The sequence below is a fragment of the Mesorhizobium sp. P5_C1 genome (genome assembly GCF_054049815.1).
On sequence record NZ_JBFULQ010000043.1, the window covers coordinates 1 to 21335 of the forward strand.

Sequence of the window (21335 nt, forward strand, 5' to 3'; positions counted from 1 at the left end):
AAGCACCACCATGGTGATGACTTCGAGCTCATAGCCCTGAGCGATCGACGGCCGCGTCGATCCGAGCCGCGAGGTGATCAGCACCGAGGCGATGCCCGACATCAGCCCGGTCAGGCAAAACAAGATGAACTTGATCCGGCCGACGCGCACGCCGGAAAACTGCGCCGCGACCGGATTGTTGCCGATGGCAAAGACGCGGCGGCCGAAACTCGTCCGGTGCAGCACGAGCCAGTAGACGATAGCCGCGATGAGGAAGAGCACCAGCTCGAACGACGCCACCCACCACACATAGCCCTGACCGAAGAAGACAAAGCTTTCAGGGTAACCCTTGTAGGCCTGGTCGCCGAGGATGATGAAGGCGATACCGCGAAACAGGCTCATCGTGCCGATGGTGACGACGATCGACGGCAATCCCAGCCTTGTGACCAGCAGGCCATTGAAGGCGCCGCAGCCGAGCCCGACGACGATGCCGATCAGCACCAGCACCGGTGTGCCGGCGCCGGCCTGCACCGCCATGCCCATCATGGTCGACGCCAGCGCAATGATGGCGGCGACCGACAGGTCGATCTCGCCGGAAATGATCAGCAGCGCCATGGCGAAGGCGATCAGACCCTTCTCGGTGAAGTTGAAGGTGAGATCCGACAGCGAATAGGGATCAAGGAAATAGGGCGAGGCGAAGCTGTTGATGGCGAAGATGGCGACGGCCACCACAACCAGCAGCGCTTCCCAGGAGAAGATCGCCGAGCTCAGCGGCTTGTCGAGCCGGTCGGGAATGTGGCGCGGGGCAGGGATTTCGGTCATGCCGCCTCCACTTTTCTGAGGATGATGCGGCCCTGCTGGCGTTCGCTGCGCGCATTGAGCACGACGGCAAGGATGATGGCACTGCCCGAAATCGCCATTTGCCAGAAGGGCGAGATGTTGATGACCGGCAGCGCGTTGGAGATGATGCCGAGAAACAACGCGCCGAGCACCGCGCCGCCGACCGAGCCGATGCCGCCGGCGATCGAAATGCCGCCGATGACGCAGGCGGCTATGATGTTGAGCTCATAACCGTTGGCGACTTCGACCGAGGCGATCACGTAGCGTGATATCCAGAGGTAGCCGGAAAGGCCGCCGATCATGCCGGAGATGCAGAAGACGATGAATTTCGTCCGGCCGACATCGATGCCGGCATAGACCGATGCCGTCGGGTTGACGCCGATGGCGTAGATCGAGCGGCCGAGCGCCGTGCGCGTCATCAAGACGAAGAACAACGCGATCACCAGGATGGCGATCCACGATAGCACCGGAATACCGAGGAAGGCGGCACGCTGAAAGCCGATGAAGTCGGGGCTCATCTTGTCGGCATTGACCCAGGCGCCGCCGGACAGGACGAAAGTGGCGCCGCGATAGATGGTCAGCGTGCCCAATGTCACCACGATCGAGGGGATGTTCAGCCGCCAGACCAGCAGGCCGTTGATGGCGCCGAGCACCAGACCGACGGCCAGTGCAATGACGATCAGCAGCGGGATCGGGATTGCCGGGTGCGCTGCGTTCAGCATCGCCACCACCATACCGGTGAAGCAGAGGTTGGACGCCATCGACAGATCGATCGACCGGGTCAGGATCACCACCATCTGGCCGAGCGCCAGGATCATCAGGATCGAGGTGTCGTTGAACACCTGGCGCAGATTGCCGGGATCGGCGAAGGCCGGGAAGCGTGTCGAGATCAGTCCGATCAGCACGATGATTGCTGCGAGCAGCCAGATTTCGCGGTATTTGAGAAAGGCTTTCATGCCGCGATCCCCGCTGCCGTCCTGACCAGCGTCTCGGCGTCCAGTTCCTTGTTGTCGTAGACGGCTGCGACGAGGCCCTCGCGCATGACAACGACGCGGTCGGACATGCCGAGGATTTCGGGCAATTCGGACGACACCATGATCACTGACAGGCCTTGCGCCACCAGCTCGGCCATGAAGCCGTGCACGGCGGCCTTGGAGCCGATGTCGATGCCCTTGGTCGGCTCGTCAAGGATGATCACCTTGGGCGCGGTCGCCAGCCATTTGGCGATGACGATCTTCTGCTGGTTGCCGCCTGACAGGGTGCCGACATCCTGGCTGAGCGAGGAGGCGCGCAGGTCGAGCCGCTCGGTGTAGGAGCGGGCGAGCGCGAACTCCTCCGACAGCCGCAGCAGGCCGGATTTCGAGGTGCGCTTGAGCGAAGGCAGCGAGACGTTCTGGAAGATCGGCAGGCCGATCACCACGCCTTGCTTGCCGCGCTCCTCCGGCACGTAGACGATGCCGGCATCGATCGAATCCGCCGCCGATTTCGGCGCGATCGTCTTGCCTTCCAGGGTGATCGTGCCGCCTGTGGTGCGGGTGATGCCGGAGATCGCCTGCATCACCTCGCTGCGCCCGGCGCCGACAAGGCCATAGAAGCCGAGGATCTCGCCCCTGTGCAATTCGAAGCCGATGTCGTTGAATTCGGTTGGGTGCGACAAGCCGGAAACGGAAAGCACCGGCGCGCCGATCTCGGCCTTGCGCTGCGGAAAGATGTGGTCGACGGAGCGACCGACCATCATGCGCACGATCTGGCTCTGGCCGGCATCCTTGATCAACCCTTCACCAACCATCTCGCCATCGCGAAACACCGTGTAGCGGTCGGCGATGCGGTAGATCTCGTCGAACTTGTGGCTGATGAACAGGATCGCCTTGCCTTCGCTCTTGAGGAACTCGATGAGCAGGAAAAGCTCCTCGATCTCCTTCATCGAAAGCGCGGCCGTCGGCTCGTCCATGATGACGATCTGGGCGTCGATCGACATCGCGCGGGCGACGGCGACGAGATGCTTGTTGGCGATGCCGAGGTCCTTCAGCCTTGTATCGGCGTCGATATGGCCGGCGTGCATTGTATCGAGCACTTCGCGCGCATTTTTGCGCATCGTGCGCCAATCGATAGTGCCCAAGCGCGTGCGCGGCGCGTGGCCGAGAAAGATGTTTTCAGCCACTGTCAGGTCGTCGAACAGCACGGTTTCCTGATGGATGGCGGTGACGCCATAGCCGAAGGCGGCATGCGCGCTGGRCAGAGTGACGGCCTGGCCGTCAATGCTGATGGTTCCAGTATCGGGCTGGTAGATACCGGTCATGATCTTGACCAGCGTCGACTTGCCGGCGCCGTTTTCGCCGATCAGCGCCGTCACCTGGCCCGGATAGAGCGACAGGCTGACATCGTGCAATGCGCGCACGCCGGGAAAGCTCTTGGAGACGCCGGACAGCGTCAGGCGAGGGGTTGCGTCACCCACCCCCTTGTGGGGAAGGTCGCGAACAATTTGAGCGGGGTGGGTGTTGTCTAGCATATCAAGGTCCTGGTGTGTGGAGATGTCGCCACCCCCACCCCGTCTCGCCGATTTTGCTGCGCAAAGCCGGCTCGCCGACCCTCCCCACAAGGGGGAGGGTGCAAGCGTCCGAGATCAATAGATCTTGGAGAACTTCTCGATGTTGCTCTTGTCGAACTGGAAGGGCGGAGCCATCGCAGCCGAGTTGGTGTCGTCGAGCGTGACCTTGCCGACGCGGCCGATCGACAGCGTGGCGCCAGGCTTGGCCTCTTCCTTCTTCACCGCCAGATCATGGGCGAGGTAGACGGCCGAATAGCCGAGGTCGATCGGGTTCCACAGCGCAACCGCCTGCGAGGCGCCGTTGTCGATGAACTTCTTGAACTCGGACGGCAGCGCGAGACCGGTGACATTGACCTTGCCGATCAGGTTCTCGTCGGTGACCACCTGGGCGGCGGCAACAACACCGACGGTGGTCGGTGCGATGATCGCCTTGAGGTTCGGGTAGGACTTCAGCAGGCCCTTGGCTTCGTCCGTGCTCTTGGCCGAATCGTCATCGCCATAGACGGTGGCGACGAGTTTGATCTTGGGGAACTTCTCCGGCAGGATTTTCTTGGCCGCGTCGATCCAGGCGTTCTGGTTGGTCGCGGTGGAAGACGCCGACAGGATGGCGACGTCGCCGCCTTCCGGCAGATAGTCGGCGGCAAGCTTGATGATGGTCTCGCCGATCAGTCCGGTGTCGGACGGGTTGAGGTGAAGCTGGCGGCCTTCCTTGGCGACGCCCGAATCCCAGGAGATGACGGTGATGCCGCGCTCCATGGCCTTCTTCAGCACCGGCACCAGCGCGTCGGCGTCATTGGCCGAAATGGCGATGGCGTTGACCTTCTGGGCGATCAGCGAATTGACCACTTCGATCTGGGCCTCGGCGGTCGCCTTGGTCGGGCCGGTGTAGATGATGTCGACACCGCCGAGTTCCTTGGCCGCCTCTTCGGCGCCCTTGTTGGCGGCATCGAAGAAGCCGTTGCCGAGCGACTTCACCACCAGCGCGATCTTGACGTTTTCCGCGTAGGCTGCATTCACGAACATGGCGGCCGAGAATGCCGCCGTCACCATCAATTTCTTCAAAAAGCTCATCGAATATCCTCCCTTGAGCGTTGCATTCCATCGCCGCTGCGGGCGTGAGTTGGTCTCAGGCCTGCAGTGAAGATTCTTCCTTGTTGGTTGCCGACTTGCGGGCGACGATCAGCGCCACCCCTGCGGTCTCGAGCATTTTGGCTTCACGGTCCTCGATGCCGTCGTCGGTGATGACGGTGGCGATACGCGACAGGCCGCACAGGATCAGGCTGGAGCGTTTGCGGAATTTCGAGGAATCGACCAGCACCACCAGTTCGTCGGCCTGGTCGATCAGCTTCTGCTCCGCCTGGATCAACAGCGGGTCGCCTTCCATCAGCCCGAGCGGCCCAAGACCCTGCGCGCCCATGAACATGCGCCGTGCGTAGAAATTGCGGGTCACGTCATTGTCGAAGGGCGACAGGATGATGTTCTGTTCGCGGTAGATGGTGCCGCCCGAGAGCATGACCGTGTTCTTGGAATGCTTGAGCAGGTGCTCGGCGATCGGGAACGAATTGGTGAAGATCGGCATGCGGCGGCCGGTCAGGAAATGCACCATCTGGAAGGTGGTGGTGCCGCCATTGATGATGATCGGTTCGCCGTCCTTGCAAAGCTCGACCGCTTCGCGGGCGATCGCCCGTTTCTGCGCGGCGTTGAGGGTTTCGTTGACGGAAAAGGGCCGGCCGGCAAGGCCGATGAACTGCGGCGGCGAGATCGCCTCTGCGCCGCCACGCACACGGCGCAGGCGCTTTTGCACGTGGAGTGCAGCGATGTCGCGCCGGATCGTCGCCTCGGAGGACTCCGTCAGGTCGACCATCTCCTGCACCGTCACCACAGGCTTTTCCTGGACGGCGGACAGAATGATCCTGTGGCGCTCTTTTTCGTGCATGGTTCCTCCCTGCCCAAACATCTAGGCACCCAAACCGCGCAGTGTCAATCATTTCCAATCATATAATTTCATTGTGCAGTGCAATATGCTCGATGTTGATCGTTTGTGATTGACAAGTCGGACGCTTCCGTGGAAATTCGGACCAAATGGGCCGCACCGTTTGCGTGCCTTCGGGAGGATCATCCATGCTCGACAAGCGCACCGGCGCGCGCCTCGCCAATCTGTGGGACGAGGCAAAGGCCCAATCGATGAGCGAGCCGGAGCGGCTGGTCTATCGCTCGAACACGCTCGGTTCCGATAAACGCGTCACCAATTATGGCGGCGGCAACACTTCCTCGAAGATATGGCAGAAAGATCCGCTCACCGGCGAGGACGTCGAAGTGCTCTGGGTCAAGGGTTCGGGCGGCGACAGCGCCTCGATTAAAACAGATGGTTTCGCCACGCTCTACATGGACAAGCTGCGCGCGCTGAAGGGACTTTACCGCGGCCTCGCGCATGAAGACGAGATGGTCGGCTTCCTACCGCACTGCACGTTCAATCTGAACCCACGCGCGGCCTCGATCGACACGCCGCTGCATGCCTTCGTGCCGAAACCCTATGTCGATCACATGCATCCCGACGCGATCATTGCCATCGCCGCCGCGAAGGATTCCAAGGCCCTGACCAGGGAGATCTTCGGCGACGCCATCGGCTGGCTGCCGTGGAAGCGGCCGGGCTTCGAACTCGGCCTATGGCTGGAGAAGTTCTGCCTCGAACATCCCGCCGCCAAGGGCGTCATCCTGGAAAGCCATGGGCTGTTCACCTGGGGCGACACCCCTCGGGAATGCTACGAGACGACGATCTCTGTGATCAATCAGGCGATCGAATGGTTCGAGCGCCGCTCCGAAGGCCTTGCCATCTTCGGCGGTGAAGCGGTCAAGTCGCTCGAAGCTGCCGAACGTCGCGCCATCGCCGCCAAACTGATGCCGAGGATTCGCGGCCTGATTTCGGAAAAGAGCCACAAGCTTGGCCATTTCGACGACCAGCCCGCCGTGCTCGAATTTGTCAACTCCAGGGATTTGCGCCCGCTGGCCGCACTCGGCACCTCATGTCCCGACCATTTCCTGCGCACCAAGATCCGCCCCCTGGTGATCGAATTCGATCCGGCCAATCTCGATGTCGATGCCGTCATCGCGCGCCTCGCCGACGACATCGCCGCCTATCGCGTCGGCTACCAGGCCTACTACGACAGCTGCAAGCATCCGGATTCGCCCGCCATCCGCGATCCCAACGCAGTGGTCTACCTGATGCCTGGTGTCGGCATGTTCACCTTCGCCGGCGACAAGGCGACGGCGCGCATTTCGGGCGAATTCTACGTCAACGCCATCAACGTCATGCGCGGCGCCTCGACGGTCTCGTCCTATGTCGGCCTGCCGGCACAGGAAGCCTTCGACATCGAATACTGGCTGCTCGAGGACCTGAAGCTGCAGCGCATGCCGAAGCCGAAGGCGCTTGCCGGTCAGATTGCGCTGGTCACCGGTGGCGCCGGCGGCATCGGCCGTGCGACCGCCAACCGGCTGCTGCGCGAAGGCGCCTGCGTCGTGCTGGCCGACATCGACGAGACAGCGCTCGCCAGCGCCAATGACGAACTGGCCAAGGCCTACGGCAAGGATTTCGTCCGGCCGGTGCTGATCAATGTCACCTCGGAGGATCAAGTGATCGCGGGCTTCGCCGAGACCGCGGTCGAATTCGGCGGCATCGACATTCTGGTGTCGAATGCCGGCCTGGCGTCCTCGGCGCCGATCGAGGAGACCACGCTGGCGCTGTGGAACAAGAACATKGACATCCTGTCGACCGGCTATTTCTTGGTCTCGCGGGAGGCATTCCGGCTGTTCAGGGTGCAGAAGATCGGCGGCAACATCGTCTTCGTCGCCTCCAAGAACGGCCTCGCCGCCTCGCCCAATGCCGCAGCCTACTGCACGGCCAAGGCTGCCGAGATCCATCTGGCGCGTTGCCTGGCGCTGGAGGGCGCGGAAGCGCAGATCAGGGTCAATGTAGTCAACCCGGACGCCGTGCTGCGCGGGTCGAAGATCTGGACCGGCGAGTGGAAGGAACAGCGCGCCGCCGCCTACAAGATGTCGACCGACGATCTGGAGGAGCATTACCGCTCGCGCTCGATGCTGAAGCGCTCGGTGTTTCCCGAGGACATCGCCGAAGCCATCTATTTCTTCGCCTCCGACATGTCGGCCAAGTCGACCGGCAACATCATCAATGTCGACGCCGGCAACGCCCAGAGCTTTACGCGATAATCGTTTGAGTCGGTGCCGGAGCGCTTCCCTTCTCCCGTCTCTATACGGGGAGAAGGTGCCGGCAGGCGGATGAGGGGCAGCGGCGACCGAACGCTATCTGGGAGGAAACAACAGTGTCCGAATCCATCATCTCCGCCGACCTCGTCGACAAGGACAATGCCGCGCGCAAGGCTGATCTCGAGCGTGATTACGCCTCGCTCGGCGAGCGCCTCGACCGTCGCGGCATCGCCATCGACGCCATCCGCGATAAGGTCGAGAAATTCGCCGTGGCGATCCCGTCCTGGGGCGTCGGCACCGGCGGCACCCGCTTTGCTCGTTTTCCCGGTGCCGGCGAGCCACGCGACATTTTCGACAAGATCGAGGACTGCGCCGTCATCAGGCAATTGACGCAGGCGACGCCGACGGTGTCCCTGCACATTCCGTGGGACAAGGCCGACCCGAACCGGCTGAAGCAGGCGGCCTCGCGCTTCGGCCTCGGCTTCGACGCCATGAATTCCAACACCTTCTCCGATGCGAAGGGCCAGACGCTTTCCTACAAATTCGGCTCGCTGTCGCACGCCGATGCCGGCACGCGCCGGCAAGCGGTCGAGCACAATCTCGAATGCATCGAGATCGGCAAGACGCTTGGCTCCAAGGCACTGACGGTGTGGATCGGCGACGGTTCGAACTTCCCCGGCCAGGTCAATTTCGCCAAAGCCTTCGAGCGCTATCTCGACGCCATGAAAGAGGTCTATGCCGGACTGCCGGACGGCTGGAAGCTGTTCACCGAGCACAAGATGTACGAACCGGCCTTCTACTCCACCGTCGTGCAGGACTGGGGCACCAACTACATGATCGCGCAGGAACTGGGCGACAAAGCGTTCTGCCTGGTCGACCTTGGTCACCAYGCGCCCAACGTCAACATCGAGATGATCGTGTCGCGGCTGATCCAGTTCAAGAAGCTCGGCGGCTTCCATTTCAACGATTCGAAATATGGCGACGACGACCTCGATGCCGGTTCGATCGATCCCTACCGGCTGTTCCTTGTCTTCAACGAACTGGTCGATGCCGAGCTTTCCAGCGCCGAAGGTTTTGACCCGGCCCATATGCTCGACCAGAGCCACAACGTCACCGACCCTATCGAAAGCCTGATGCTGTCGGCGGTCGAGGTCCAGCGCGCCTATGCGCAGGCGCTGCTGGTCGACCGCAGGGCGCTGGAAGTCTATCAGGACGGCAATGACGCGCTGATGGCGACGCAGACGCTGAAAGCCGCCTACCGCACCGATGTCGAGCCTATCCTCGCCATGGCGCGGTTGAAGACCGGTGGCGCCATCGATCCGGTCGCCGCCTACCGGGCGGCAGGCTACCGCGCCAAGGTGGCCGCGGAACGCCCGGCGGTCGCCGGCGGCTCGGGTGGCATTGTCTGACATCTCAATTGATCCGTCTGGTCCATCATTGACGGGTGGACTCGGCGATCCCGAGGGGTTCTTCTAGGCGTCCCCCCGCCCGGAGAACCGCCATGCCTCTCAACCGTCGAACACTGATCGCCGCCAGTCTTTCCATCACCTTCGTCCTGGCGCCCTTGACGAACGCCTTCGCCGCGTCACCCGCGCCGGCCAAGGGCGAGCACGGCATGGTGGTGACAGCCCAGCATCTGGCGTCTGAAGTCGGTGTCGAGATCCTGAAGAAGGGCGGCAATGCGATCGATGCGGCAGTCGCCGTCGGCTATGCGCTCGCCGTCGTCTACCCCAATGCCGGCAACATCGGCGGCGGCGGCTTCATGACCATCCGCTTCAAGGACGGCAAATCGACCTTCCTCGACTTTCGCGAACGGGCGCCGCTGGCGGCGACCAAGACCATGTATCTCGACAAGGATGGCAACCCGGTGAAGGGCGCCAGCCTCGACGGCTATCTCGCGGTCGGCGTGCCTGGTTCCGTTGCCGGCTTCGAGATGGCGCGCGAGAAATACGGCACCTTGTCCAGACAGGATCTGATGGCGCCGGCGATCAGCTATGCCAAGGATGGATTCATCCTCAATCAGGGCGACGCCGCCTCCTTTGCCGGCAGTGCCGACAGGTTGGCGAAGGATCCCGCGGCTGCCGCCATCTTCCTGAAACCCGATGGCAAGCCCTATGGCATCGGCGAGCGSCTGGTCCAGCCGGACCTTGCCGCCTCGCTCGCCGCCATTTCCGAGAAAGGCGCTGATGCCTTCTACAAAGGTGCCATTGCCGACGCCATCGTCAAGGCAAGCGGCGCCAAGGGCGGTATCCTGGCCAAGCCGGACTTCGAGCAATATGCGGTTCGCGAACTGAAGCCCGTGACCTGTACCTATCGCGGCTATGAGATCACATCGTCGCCGCCRCCAAGCTCCGGCGGCGTCATCATCTGCGAAATCCTCAACGTGCTGGAAGGTTATCCGTTGTCTTATCTCGGCGCCGGTTCCGCCGACACTGTCCATGTCATGGTCGAGGCGATGCGCTATGCCTATGTCGACCGCAATTCAGCACTCGGCGATCCCGATTTCGTCGACAACCCGGTTTCGAAACTGTTGGACAAGGCCTATGCCAAGGACATTCGCGACAAGATCGATCCGTTCCGGGCCGGCGTGTCGCAGGACCTGATGCCGAAGGGCTTTGGCGAGAGCAAGGAGACGACGCATTATTCGATCATCGACAATGACGGCAATGCGGTCGCCGTTACCTATACGCTGAACGGCTCGTTCGGCGCCGGCGTCGTCGCCGACGGCACCGGTATCCTGCTCAACAACGAGATGGACGATTTCACCCAGAAACCCGGCGTGCCTAACCTCTATGGTCTGGTTCAGGGCGAGGCCAATGCCATCCAGCCGAAGAAGACGCCGCTGTCGTCGATGAGCCCGACCGTCGTGGCCAAGGACGGCAAGCCGTTCATGGTCATCGGAAGCCCGGGCGGTTCGCGCATCATCACCATCACGCTGGAAGCCATCGTCAACGTCGTCGACCATGACATGAACATCCAGGAGGCGATCGACGCGCCGCGCATCCACCACCAATGGCTCCCCGACACTGTTTACATCGAGCCGTTCGGCCTGTCGCCGGATACCGAAAAACTGTTGGCCGGCTTGGGCTACCACCTCGGTCTCGGCGATAAGACCTGGGGCCAGGCTGCGGGCATCCTGGTCGGTGGCAAGAGCCTGGCGGAGATCGAGAAGGGCGGCGGCGCGCGCTACAATGGCGCTATCGACAGCCGTGCCGCATCGGGCGAAGCGCTCGGATATTGATGTCTTAATTCACAAGCCGGACCGTCACGAAATCAGCGTGACGGTCGACGCTATCAGCAACAAGGCGGCGATGCCGACAAACAGCGCGTAAATGCGCGGCCGGTCGAGCAGCAGCGCGTTTCCCGATATCCAGGCCGATGTGGCGCCGCCAAGTGCAAACAGGAACCCATTGCGGTGCCCGAAGGTCATCGACGCGGCCATCAACCCACCAATGATCAGCGCGCCGAACACGATGATCACGGCAACCGCATATTTCTCGAAGTCGTTGCCGCTTCCCATGCTTGGACCTATCGCATTCAACGTCGGCAGATCGTCCGGGTCGAAGGGATTGGTCGACCCATATTCGTCTTGACCGGCAGGCTCACGCATTACTCGTTCTCCGTATAGCGGCAACAAATCATCAAGCCTTGCCGAGCGCAACCCGATCGCACTGCCCTCGATGCGTTCGGCACGGTCTTCTACACCTTTCCGCCGCAGCGTGCCGCCGACTTTTTTGATTCGTGCCCTTGGCCGTCTTTGATCTCGGATAATCCTGGGCACACCTGCCCGAAGGCTGCCGTGGACCATCCTGTCATGGAACGAATTCGTGGAGGAAAAATGATGCTGAACATGGATTGGTCATCCGTGCGGCGATTTTCGGTGGGACGTGACGTCGCACTGTGCGTAGCGTGGCCGAATCGCCTTGCCGTCGCTCGCCGACAGCCTGATCGCTCAGGACGCGTCGCATCGCCACAGTTTCATGCGGCGCGTTTCAAGCCGCTGATGGCCTGCGCCGCGTCGCTTTGCTCGTTGCTCCGACCCAAGATGACGAAATGTGAACGTATCCATTGATCGCCAAGGCATGCGGCCAAACTTCTGTCCCGACACCGCGATTTCTATCCGCGAGCCGGCGGCAGCTCGAAGACAGTGGCGCCGTTCTCCTGGCCGCGCTCGACATAGCCGATTAGGTGAAACCATCTTGCGACATCCGACCCCTGCAGCCAGCTGCGCGAGTGGATGGGCAGGTTGCCGGCGAGTGCCTGGATGTGCCTGATATGCCGTTTGCAGAAGCGAATGGTCGCGGCACGGAAGAAATCCTCCTGTGCGGCGAACAGCGTATTGGCAGCGTCGCTGTTCTCATGCCAGGCGATGATCGCCACGGTCTTGTCGCCCTCGACAAGCGCATGCGCACGGCCTTCCTTCAAGTTCATCATCAAATTGTCGTAAGCGATCTTGCTGTCCTTGCCGGCAGCGACGTATTCGTCCGACATCCGCTTCGACAGGCCGCGAAAGACATCCTCGAGATCCCCGAGCGTTGCAGCGCGTGCTCTCATTTCTCCTCCTGGAGCCCCGGCAGGTAGTTTGCCCTAAGGTTGGGGGATCACCAAGCAAATCAAATCCGCTGGTGGGCCAACGAGCGCAAAGTTGTTTCACTCGACGATGTGCTATGACGCCACGGGCAGGCTTCGGCGTCTCCGTTAAGGTGTAGAGATGCGCCGCGAACCCGCCCAAGTCAGGCGGATTTTTCGCGCGTCAGTCTGGGATCGCGCGCATGAGGGGAAATGCACCCCGACCGTCAACGGCGATAGCGCAGAGGCGGAAGGCGCTTAGCGGTTTAATACCCATGGTAGGTGATGCCGGTAACGTACCAATAGGTCAGCATGATAGCGGCGCCAATAACAACCAGCCGGAGGAAGCCCCTAGCTGGACCGGGATCCATTCTCGACTCGTAGACAAAGCCGGTTCCGCCGCACTTTGTGCAGTTCATCCTCAGTGGTCCAGCGCCCGRCATCTGGCAGTTAGGGCAAACGACTTTGACTTGGTGCATAACGCGCCCCTTTAGTCCAGCGGTAGCTTGAATGCCAAGCAACGCTGCGGCGTACTTGAATTTAACGGATATTGGGAGGTGAGACATCATGTCTAAAGGTAGTAGTGGGGGGTAGAGATTTATTGATCTGTTTTCACGTACTCTTAGCAGGCCATGGCTGGCAAATCGGTACCATATCCACCAATGCGACGATCATCGCCGGAAATTCAAAAAGCATCGGGGAATTTCATGGGATCGGGTGCCCTCAAGGCCGTTTTGCAGCCCCTCCCAGGTGCAAGAATACGTCGACAGCAAGGGGGCGAGGTTCGCTAGCGGCACCACTTTTCGACGGCAATGGCGATCGCCTTGGTGCAATCGACGAGGTCTCGCACCGAGACACGCTCATTGGGTTGATGCGCCTGCGCCGGGTCGCCCGGGCCGAAGTTGACCGTCGGCGTGTTGCCGAGGCCGGTCGGCAGGCCAATGTCGCTGTGCGCGCCGAAGCCGCTGAGCACCGGCGACAGATTGGCGTCCTTCACAGCTTCCTGGAAGACACTCACGAACGGGCTGTCGGAGGGGATTTCGGCGCAGTCGGCATCAAGAATCCATTCGACGCGGGCAGGGTGCAGACGCAGATAAGGGTCCGCCTGGCAGACATGGGCAATATGCTCTTCGATCTCGCGCTTGACGTTGCCGCCCAACCTGAATTCGTCATGCTCGCTCGGCAGGTACTGCGCGTCGATGATGATCTCGCCGCGCCCGGCCATGGAGGAGGGGTGCTCGCCGGCATTGATCTGAGTAACGATGATCTGGTTGGGCAAATCCATCAGCGGATGGTTCTTTTTCGGGTCGAACATCCAGCGCCGGTTGAGGATGTCGATGCCGTCGAGGATTTGCCGGCACAACTGCACGGCATCGACCGGGCCGCTCGAATACCAGGCATTCGGCGTCAGCTCGGCATGCCCACCTATGCCGTCGATGACGATCCTGCCCCACAGTATGCCGTGGCAGAGCGGCGCGATCCTGTTTGCCGTCGGCTCGGTCATGATGCCGGCGTCGGCGTGAAAGCCGCGGTCGACCATGGCAAGCGAGCCCATGCCGCCGATCTCCTCGTCGACGACAGTGGTAAAGACGATGTCTCCGGAAAGGGGGATTTGCAGCTCCCTTAGGATTTCGACCGCCATCAGCATGCAGGCGACGCCGCCCTTCATGTCGACGGTGCCACGGCCGTGCAGGAAGCCGTCTTTCAGCACGGGCTGGAACGGATCGGTTGCCCAGTGTCCGGCGGCGCCCGGCGGCACGACGTCGATATGGCCGGTGAGCATGATCGAACGCCCACCGCCGGTACCCTTCAGGACGCCGCCGAGATTGGGCCGGCCGTCAAAGGTCCTGCCCTTGTTGGCGCCGGCACGTCCCTTGTATTTTTCATAAAGCGCCGGGCCGTCCGGATCCCAGAGATCGGACGTGAAGCCGAGCGCTTCGATGCGTTTTTGCAGATAGAGCTGGCAATCACGCTCACCCGGCCCGGCCTCCTTCGGATTGGATTTCACGATCGAGGGGAAGGCGACGAGATCGCTCAGCGTTTCGACGATACGATCGGCCGCTGCCTCGACGCGGGCGGCGATAGTCTCTTCCATGGAAGGCATCATGATCTCCAACGTTGGGAAAGCCGGTCGGCAAGAAGGACGAACACCAGAAGGGCGCCGACAATCCCCACTTGCCAAACCGTGTTGATGTTCAATTGCAGCAGGCCGGTCTTCAGCGTGACCAAAAGCAGCACGGCCGCGAACACGCCGCCGACGCCGCCGCGCCCGCCGGTGATAGCGATGCCGCCAAGCATCGCGGCGGTGAGCGATTCCAGTTCGAGGTTCTGGCCGATATTGGGCCTGCCGCTGCCGAGCCAGGCGAGCGAAACAAGGCCGGCGGCGCCGGCGAGCGCACCGCTCAGCGCATAGAGGATGAGGCGGACGCGATCGACCGGAATGCCGACCAGCCTGGCCGAACGTTCATTGAAGCCCATGGCGTAGATCCAACGCCCCCAGGCGGTCGACATCAGCACCAGGCCGGCGAGCGCAAAGCAGGGGATGGCGAGGGTGAGAAACGGCATGGGGATGCCTATGACGACGCCACGCCCCCACACGAGCAGCCAGGCCGGCACGCCGGATTGAGCCGCACCCCCGGTAACGGCAAGCGCTGTGCCGGAATAGACGAAGAAGGTGCCGAGCGTCGCGATGAAGGGCAGAAGCGCGAGCCGGTTGACCAGCACGCCATTGAGGGCGCCGAGCAGTGCGCCGGCCAGGACGCAAGCTAGCGGCAGCAGCACCGGCGGCAAACCCAGTTTGAGCGACAGCATGGCGATGATGGCGGAGAGCGAAACCGCGCCGCCGACCGACAGGTCGATGCCGGCGCCGCCGGCGAGGATGACCAGGCCCTGGCCAAGCCCGACCAGCGCCAGAATGGTCGAGAACTGGAGGATGGTGGTGACGGTGCCAAGGTTGAAGACCGCGGGCTTGAGCACAGCCAAGCCGACAATGACGATCAGCCAAAGCCCGCACAGAAGCGCGAGCGTAAGGGCCGGGCCTTGCAGATTGCGCAGCGTCTTCATGTGCGGGCTCGCTGGAAGCGGGTCAGCGGAAGGCGATTGGAAATGGCTTCGAAGCCAAGCACGCCGATGATGAGAACGCCGGTGACGACAGGCTGCCAGAGCGAAGGGATGCCGATCAGAAGCAGGCCGTTCTGGAGGATCCTGAGCAGCAGCACGCCAAGCACGGTGCCGAGCAGGCTGCAGCGGCCGCCCAGTATGCTGGTGCCGCCGAGGATGACCGCGGCAATGGCGTCAAGCGCCAGCGTGCTGCCGATGCTCATTTCGACATTGCGGTAGGTTGCGACGTAGAAGGTGGCGGCGATGCCGGTCAGGATACCGCTGACGACGAAGGTCATGAAGCGAACCTTGACCACCGGGATACCTGAGAGCCGCGCCTTCTCCTCCGAATTGCCGATCGCCAGCAGATGCAGCCCATAGGGGGTGCGCCGCAGCGCCAGCCAGACCGTGAAATAGGCTGCAGCGATCACCAGGGCGGGGACAGGAATGCCGAGCACACTCGCGGCGAGCAGATCGGTAAGGGTCGAGGGCAGGCCGGAGAGCCATTGCCCGCCAAGCAGCACGAACACGGCGGTGCGGTAGATGCCGAGCAGGCCGAGCGTTCCGACAATGGCCGGAACGCGACCGAGGACGACGACGGCGGCGGTCACACAGCCGAGCAGCGCGCCGACCAACGGGCCGACGACAAGCGCCAGCAGCGGATTGCCGTCGGTGCCGAGCATGCGGCCGATCGCAATGGCCGCCAGACCCATGACGATGCCGATCGACACATCGATGCCGCCCATGGCGAGCAGCAGGGTCATGCCGAGGCCGATCAAAAGCAGTTCGGCGCTGTTGCGCAGCACGGTGACCGCATTGCCGGAGGTGGCGTAGTGCGGCGATGYGACAGCAAAGACGACGATCGCCAGCAGACAGGCGACAAGCAGAGACCACTCCCGCCCGTTCATGGAGATGACACCGTTTCCAGACTGTCGCACCGCGCTCACGTCAGGGCTCAGAAGTTGAACTTGTCGACATTGTCCTTGGTGAAGACAGCTGGCGGCCCGAGCAACAAGATGCCTTTGGCGGCGTCATAGGTGGCGGGCTTCTCCAGGCCGGCAATTTTGTTTTCGGCCTCGAAAGCCTTGCCGTCGATGAGCTGCTTGCCAGCCCAGACCGTGAGATAGCCGAGCTGCTCGGGATCCCACAGCACGGTGAAGCCGAAGGCACCGCTCTTCAGGTAGGAGCGCGCGGTGTTGGGGCTGCAATAGCCGGCGCCAATGACGGAGCCGATTTTCCCGGCGGTCTCGATCGCCTGGGCGACACCCGGGCAGGTCGAGGAGGCAACGGCGATGATGGCCTTGATGTCGGGGTTGGCCGCCATCAGGTCGCCGGAAATCTGCGCGGCGCGCTCGGCCGTGCCGCCGGCGAATTGCGGGTCGAGCAGCTTCAGCTTCGGATATTTGGCGGCGGCCTGTTTCTGCATGAAGCCGATCCAGGCGTTGAGATTGGACGCCGTCGCCTCGCCGGAGACGATGCCGATTGTTGCGTCTTCGCCGACGCGCTTGACGAGTTCGTCGATGATTGTGGTGCCAAGGCCCTCATCGGTTGCCTGCGCGACATAGACGGCGCGGCCGCTGTCGGGCGCATCGCTGTCGCTGGTGAACAGCTTTATCCCTTTCGCCTTGGCGCTCTCGACTACGGGGGCGATGCTGGAGGCATCGAGCACGCTGACCGAGACCGCCTCGACGCCCTGGTCGATCAGGTTCTGGACGATCTGCAACTGGTCGACCGGATTGGTGTCGACGGGGCCGGAATAGATGAAGTCGACGCCGAGATCCTTGGCGGCGCGGTTGCCGCCGGCTTCCATGGCGTTGAAATAGGGAATGCCGATCAGCTGCGGCACGAAGGCTATCCTGTGCTTATCGGCGGCGGACGCGGCCGAGGCAATGGCGAGCGACAGTACGGAGACGGCGAGCGCTTTTTTGAACTGCGAAAGCATTGTGTTTGATCCTCTCTGGAATGACGCGCGTTTCATGTTGTTTTTTCGAGCGCCCGCACGTCGGGATGGGCGCCCGTTATGAGCGAAACGACTTCCTCGTGGTTGGTCTCGGCGGCCAGCCGTTCGGCCACCTTGCGGCCGCGCCGGAACACCACGATGCGGTCCGCAACCTCGAAGACTTCGGAAATGTTATGGCTGATCAGCACCACGGCGCAGCCGCGCGCAGCGAGCCGCCGCGTCAGCGCCAGCACCTTGCGTGTTTCGGCGACGGCAAGGGCGGCTGTGGGCTCATCCATGATCACCAGCCTGGCGTTCAGATTAAGCGCCCGGCAGATGGCGACGGCCTGGCGCTGACCGCCGGACAGGCTGCCGACCGGAGCTTCAGGATCGGAAATATGGGCGTCGAGTTCCTGCAGGAGACCATCGACGCGCTGGCGCATTTCCTTGCGCTTGAGGAATGGGATGCCAAAAATGGAGCGTTTCAATTCTCGCCCGAGAAAGACGTTTTCGGCGATCGACAGGTTTTCGGACAGCGCCAGTTCCTGGAAGATCGTCGCGATCCCCGACGCGGCCGCGTCCTTGGGCGAGGAGAAGACGACCGGGCTGCCCTCGATGACGAGTTCGCCATCGCTCGGCGGGTGAGCGCCGGCCAGGATCTTGATGAAGGTCGACTTGCCAGCGCCATTATCGCCAAGCAGCGCCAGCACTTCGCCGGAGCGGATTTCAAGGTCGACGTCGGCAAGCGCCGTCAACGCGCCGAAGCGCTTGGCGATGTTCCTGGCGACGAGAAAGGGTGCCGTCATGGCAGTTGCTCCGGCGGTGATGGATTGGCTCAAGCAGCTTTGCTGACCCAGCGCAGCACGTTGGTCCAAAGGCGCGCATATCCCGGCCATTCGACAAAGCTGTTCGGTAGCCAGTGCGGGCCGATATCCGATGTCCACACCAGCGTGCGGCCCTCGCCATGACGCCCGGTCACGAGCAATGGATGGCCGCCCTGGTCCTGCGGCAGCCGCGCCAGGATCTCGACGTCGCCGCGATCGCGTGCGATGACCTCATTGGCGCCGAGCAGGATCGGCCATTCGCCCTTTATGCCGGCAAAGAGCGGATGATCCGCGGCGCCGATGATCTCGGGCCGAAAACCTTCGGGAATTTCGAGCCGATCGTCATAAGGGAGGCAGGTCACCGGCAGCGCCTCCTCGACCGCGGTGCGATGCCAGCGCGCCTTGCCGTCGATGCCCTGGAAGGAGAAATAGCCGCCGATCATCACCAGGCCGCCGCCGGCATGYGTCCAATCGCGCAGCAGCTTGAGCCGGTTGGGCACCGTCTTGCCATGCAGCCAGACGTCGGGATGCAACAGCAGCGAGTTGGCGCCGATGTCGGAGAGGATGATCGCCTTGTACTGCGACAGGCCTCCGATGGTGAAGGGCAGCTTTTCGACGGCCTCGTGGGCCGGCATGTAGTCAAGGTCGAATTCGCTGTCCTTCAAGGCGTTGACTAGCGGCGTCGCGCCGAGATGGAAGGTGACGCTGCCGAACTGGTCGAAGCCTTTGTAATGCGTCGCCGAGCTCATCCAGCTCTCGCCGACCAGCAGGACTTTTGCTTTGGTCATGGTGACGTTCTCCAATTCTGGCTGGTCAGCCTGTTGCTTTCTGGGTGGCGCGGGTCTGGTAAGCCATTGATCTAGCTTGCTACCGCGTCGTTGTTGGCCGCGGCGGCGGCCTTCAGCGTGGCAAAGTCGGCAATGTATCCCTGCGCGCCCTCGACCGTCGTCGTCAGACTTGCGCCGGTCGCGGCGTAGCGGGCGGCCGTCTCCTGCGACGCGCCATGCAGCCAGAGACTGAGGAAGATGCCGGCGAAGCTGTCGCCGGCGCCGGTCGCGTCCACCCGGTTGACCGGCAGCGCCGGCACTTCGATCTGCGGTCCGCCCGTAGCCGGAAAGACAACTGCGCCGAATTCCCCCAAGGTGAGCACGACCGTCCCGCGTGGTTTGATGCGTGACAGCACCTGCCGCACCTCATCGATCATAGACGCCATGCGCGCGCCGAAGCCGTAGATCTCCCTGATCGTCACGTCGTTGATGAAGGTGAGGTCGATCTGTTTGACCATCTGCGCAAAGACCTCAGGCGTGCGCGCGCTTTTGGGCAGGCCGGGCGAATGCAGGCTCACCTTCCAGCCCGCCTGGTGAAAACGAGCTATGGACGCCGTCATCGTTTCATAGTGGAAGCCCTCGATGTGCAGGCACGTCGGGCGCTGCTCGGGCTGGATATCGAGGTTGGCCGTAAGGTCGACCTCGCCCAGCTCGAACGGCTCGCTGATGATGGTGCGGCTGCCGTTGCGCTCGATGATGACGATCGCCTGTGACAGCCGGTTGTTCGGCGTGCTGCGGATGGGTAGGGCGTGGACACCCAGTTTGGAAAGCTCGCCCAATGCCCAGTCGCTCTCCGCGTCCTGGCCGACTGCAGTCGCCAGCGTCCGGTCAGCRCGAGAGTAATGCGCCGATGCCATCCAATGTGGCATCGACCAGACTCAGGTTTCCGGGACTTTCACTTCCCACGGCGCCACCCAGTTGCCGGCAACGCGAAGCTCCACGCCGGCATCATCCTCGATCACCTTGCATACGGTCATCTCTCCAGCTTCCTTGCCATAGCGCGAAGCCGCTTCCTTGAACCGATCATGCGTCGCGCGGGTGAGTTCGTTGCGCGTCCCTGTCTCGTTCATCAGGTCTTCGATCAGGCCCAGATCCTTGAGACAGAGCGCCAAGGGGAACGAGGGGTCATAATGACCGGCGAAAACAGAGGGCACGTCATGCTGCATAACGAAGCTGTCGGCTGCGCCGCCCTTCATGGCCGACCACCAAATTTCCGGCTCAAGGCCGGCGAGCTTGGCTGTGATCATCGCCTCGCCGATCGCCGCAGCGTGGACCTTCCAGAGCTGGTTGTTGACCAGCTTGGCGACATAGCCGTTCCCGTGCTTGCCGACCTTGCGCACCTCGCCCATTGCTCGATCACTGGGCGACATGCTCGACATCGACATCCTCGCCGCCGACGACATAACCGTCGGGTCGTGGTGTGACGGTTCTGCTTGGGATCTGGCCACATTCTCCCGTCACCGGATCGCCGTGGCAGCAGGCCGGCGGATAGGTCCAGGTGCTATTCGGCCTGTGCGCTAACGCAGAGCCATCCTCCAGCACTGCAGCCGCGGCTACCACGCCTGCCAGTCCCGCCATGTGTCGTGTGCCGACCGCATGCACCGAATGGTCCCCTAACGGCGACCGATGTCGTCAAGTCGATCATACATCCATTCGCGAGCGCTAATAAGGGAAAAAGGCGTGAAACGGTTTGGCTAACACAACCGTTCATCACGGCGCTCTAAAGCACGGAACATTTTAGCATGAGCCGCATTCCATCGGTCAGTTAGCCAAGGGAGGCTTTCWTGACCCRACGACGCGTCGACAAGGAACGGATTGASCGCGCTGATCGCGAATCGAAACTGACRATYGAGGCTGAGCGTCTRGCGAGAGAKGCCAAGACGGCGCGACTGCGMGAGYAGCGCCTTTCYGTGGAAGCRTCTRTCGAAAAGACGGCTCCGGTCAAACGTCGTCAACCGGCAGCCAAGAAGCCAGGTCGGAAGATTATCGAGGTCGACTAGCACGCGTGGGAACCGAACGCTAAGCACGCACGCATTGCTCCAGGATTTTCGAGAGGAAGATTGAAGGCTATATCAGCCGGATGGCAAAGGGCTGGACGTTTCAATCACTGATCGACGCGAAGATGACGGTGACGGCGTTTTGCCATTACGCGCCTTGCAACCATAGCCAGTCGCTCGACCTAGTGAAGCTCCGCGATCGGTTCGGACCGGATGCGCCGGCAATGGCAGATGACCTCGTTCGAAAACTGAAATGCGGCAGGTGTGGCGGCAGGAAAGTCGGCCTGATCTATACGCCGGACAGCAGTCCCGGCGCCTAAAGGGGAAATCCAAGGGCAATTAGTGAAGCGCGAGCACAACGCGCTTCGGCCTGAAAAAGAAAGGGCCGCCCAATCATGGCGGCCATTCACTTGGGCAGACCACCGCGAGGCTCAGTTCGCGGCGGTGGCAACTCTCTTGCCGGCGTTCTGGGTAGCGTTGACGGTGTTGGCA

At 62.3% G+C, this 21335-nt stretch carries 20 protein-coding genes; 4 read left to right on the top strand and 16 right to left on the bottom strand.

The features are described from left to right. The 5 genes from ACXJ7R_RS06000 to ACXJ7R_RS06020 all read right to left on the bottom strand — a co-directional run. Positions 1 to 801 (bottom strand): ABC transporter permease (locus ACXJ7R_RS06000; RefSeq protein ID WP_457150996.1); only part of this gene is annotated, 801 nt, incomplete at its 3' end. Beyond that, entirely contained in the window at positions 798 to 1775 is a 978-nt protein-coding gene (locus ACXJ7R_RS06005) for an ABC transporter permease (protein ID WP_457150997.1), read from the bottom strand. The genes ACXJ7R_RS06005 and ACXJ7R_RS06000, both read right to left, overlap by 4 nt. Continuing rightward, positions 1772 to 3328: a sugar ABC transporter ATP-binding protein gene (locus ACXJ7R_RS06010; protein WP_457150998.1), complete on the bottom strand. Its 1557-nt coding sequence runs from the start codon at positions 3326 to 3328 to the stop codon at positions 1772 to 1774. Before ACXJ7R_RS06010 ends, ACXJ7R_RS06005 begins: the two co-directional genes overlap by 4 nt. Before the next feature lie 114 nt (positions 3329 to 3442). Then, on the bottom strand, positions 3443 to 4438 hold the full coding sequence (gene rhaS / locus ACXJ7R_RS06015; protein WP_457150999.1) for a rhamnose ABC transporter substrate-binding protein: 996 nt from the start codon (positions 4436 to 4438) through the stop codon (positions 3443 to 3445). A 55-nt stretch (positions 4439 to 4493) separates the two neighbouring features. Further along, complete coding sequence (locus ACXJ7R_RS06020; RefSeq protein WP_457151000.1) at positions 4494 to 5303, bottom strand: DeoR/GlpR family DNA-binding transcription regulator; 810 nt, start codon at positions 5301 to 5303, stop codon at positions 4494 to 4496. Positions 5304 to 5488: 185 nt separating this feature from the next. On the opposite strand from ACXJ7R_RS06020, the gene ACXJ7R_RS06025 reads away from it, so the two are divergent. From ACXJ7R_RS06025 to ggt, 3 genes are all read left to right on the top strand, one after another. Next, positions 5489 to 7591: a bifunctional rhamnulose-1-phosphate aldolase/short-chain dehydrogenase gene (locus ACXJ7R_RS06025; protein WP_457151001.1), complete on the top strand. Its 2103-nt coding sequence runs from the start codon at positions 5489 to 5491 to the stop codon at positions 7589 to 7591. Between the two features lie 113 nt (positions 7592 to 7704). Beyond that, positions 7705 to 8997: an L-rhamnose catabolism isomerase gene (gene rhaI, locus ACXJ7R_RS06030; RefSeq protein WP_457151002.1), complete on the top strand. Its 1293-nt coding sequence runs from the start codon at positions 7705 to 7707 to the stop codon at positions 8995 to 8997. 92 nt (positions 8998 to 9089) lie between these two features. Further along, positions 9090 to 10829 carry a gamma-glutamyltransferase gene (gene ggt, locus ACXJ7R_RS06035; protein WP_457151003.1) on the top strand — a complete coding sequence of 580 codons (1740 nt, stop codon included), beginning with the start codon at positions 9090 to 9092 and terminating at the stop codon, positions 10827 to 10829. A gap of 24 nt (positions 10830 to 10853) precedes the next feature. Here the strand turns inward: ggt and ACXJ7R_RS06040 are convergent, their stop codons facing one another. The 11 genes from ACXJ7R_RS06040 to ACXJ7R_RS06090 form a co-directional block, all read right to left on the bottom strand. Then, on the bottom strand, positions 10854 to 11108 hold the full coding sequence (locus ACXJ7R_RS06040) for a hypothetical protein (protein ID WP_206073701.1): 255 nt from the start codon (positions 11106 to 11108) through the stop codon (positions 10854 to 10856). A gap of 596 nt (positions 11109 to 11704) precedes the next feature. After that, positions 11705 to 12142: a hypothetical protein gene (locus ACXJ7R_RS06045; RefSeq protein ID WP_095082202.1), complete on the bottom strand. Its 438-nt coding sequence runs from the start codon at positions 12140 to 12142 to the stop codon at positions 11705 to 11707. Between the two features lie 802 nt (positions 12143 to 12944). After that, positions 12945 to 14252 (bottom strand): M20 family metallopeptidase, encoded by a 1308-nt coding sequence (locus ACXJ7R_RS06050; protein ID WP_457151004.1) that lies wholly within the window; start codon positions 14250 to 14252, stop codon positions 12945 to 12947. A gap of 8 nt (positions 14253 to 14260) precedes the next feature. Then, entirely contained in the window at positions 14261 to 15220 is a 960-nt protein-coding gene (locus ACXJ7R_RS06055; protein ID WP_457151005.1) for an ABC transporter permease, read from the bottom strand. After that, positions 15217 to 16164, bottom strand: coding sequence for an ABC transporter permease (locus ACXJ7R_RS06060; RefSeq protein WP_457151006.1), 948 nt, complete (start codon positions 16162 to 16164; stop codon positions 15217 to 15219). The genes ACXJ7R_RS06055 and ACXJ7R_RS06060 overlap by 4 nt, the downstream gene beginning before the upstream one ends. A gap of 47 nt (positions 16165 to 16211) precedes the next feature. Further along, entirely contained in the window at positions 16212 to 17198 is a 987-nt protein-coding gene (locus ACXJ7R_RS06065) for an autoinducer 2 ABC transporter substrate-binding protein (protein WP_457151007.1), read from the bottom strand. A 32-nt stretch (positions 17199 to 17230) separates the two neighbouring features. Beyond that, positions 17231 to 18001 (bottom strand): ATP-binding cassette domain-containing protein, encoded by a 771-nt coding sequence (locus ACXJ7R_RS06070; protein ID WP_457151008.1) that lies wholly within the window; start codon positions 17999 to 18001, stop codon positions 17231 to 17233. Positions 18002 to 18030: 29 nt separating this feature from the next. Then, a complete protein-coding gene (locus ACXJ7R_RS06075) occupies positions 18031 to 18807 on the bottom strand; it encodes a glutamine amidotransferase (RefSeq protein ID WP_457151009.1) in 777 nt (258 codons plus the stop codon). Positions 18808 to 18878: 71 nt separating this feature from the next. After that, positions 18879 to 19715, bottom strand: coding sequence for a carbohydrate kinase family protein (locus ACXJ7R_RS06080; protein WP_457151010.1), 837 nt, complete (start codon positions 19713 to 19715; stop codon positions 18879 to 18881). Between the two features lie 9 nt (positions 19716 to 19724). Further along, positions 19725 to 20216 (bottom strand): NAD-binding protein, encoded by a 492-nt coding sequence (locus ACXJ7R_RS06085; protein ID WP_457151011.1) that lies wholly within the window; start codon positions 20214 to 20216, stop codon positions 19725 to 19727. Continuing rightward, complete coding sequence (locus ACXJ7R_RS06090; RefSeq protein ID WP_457151012.1) at positions 20203 to 20424, bottom strand: hypothetical protein; 222 nt, start codon at positions 20422 to 20424, stop codon at positions 20203 to 20205. The genes ACXJ7R_RS06085 and ACXJ7R_RS06090 overlap by 14 nt, the downstream gene beginning before the upstream one ends. A gap of 502 nt (positions 20425 to 20926) precedes the next feature. Here ACXJ7R_RS06090 and ACXJ7R_RS06095 point away from each other — a divergent pair. Next, complete coding sequence (locus tag ACXJ7R_RS06095) at positions 20927 to 21163, top strand: hypothetical protein (RefSeq protein ID WP_457151013.1); 237 nt, start codon at positions 20927 to 20929, stop codon at positions 21161 to 21163. Positions 21164 to 21335 lie beyond the last annotated feature (172 nt).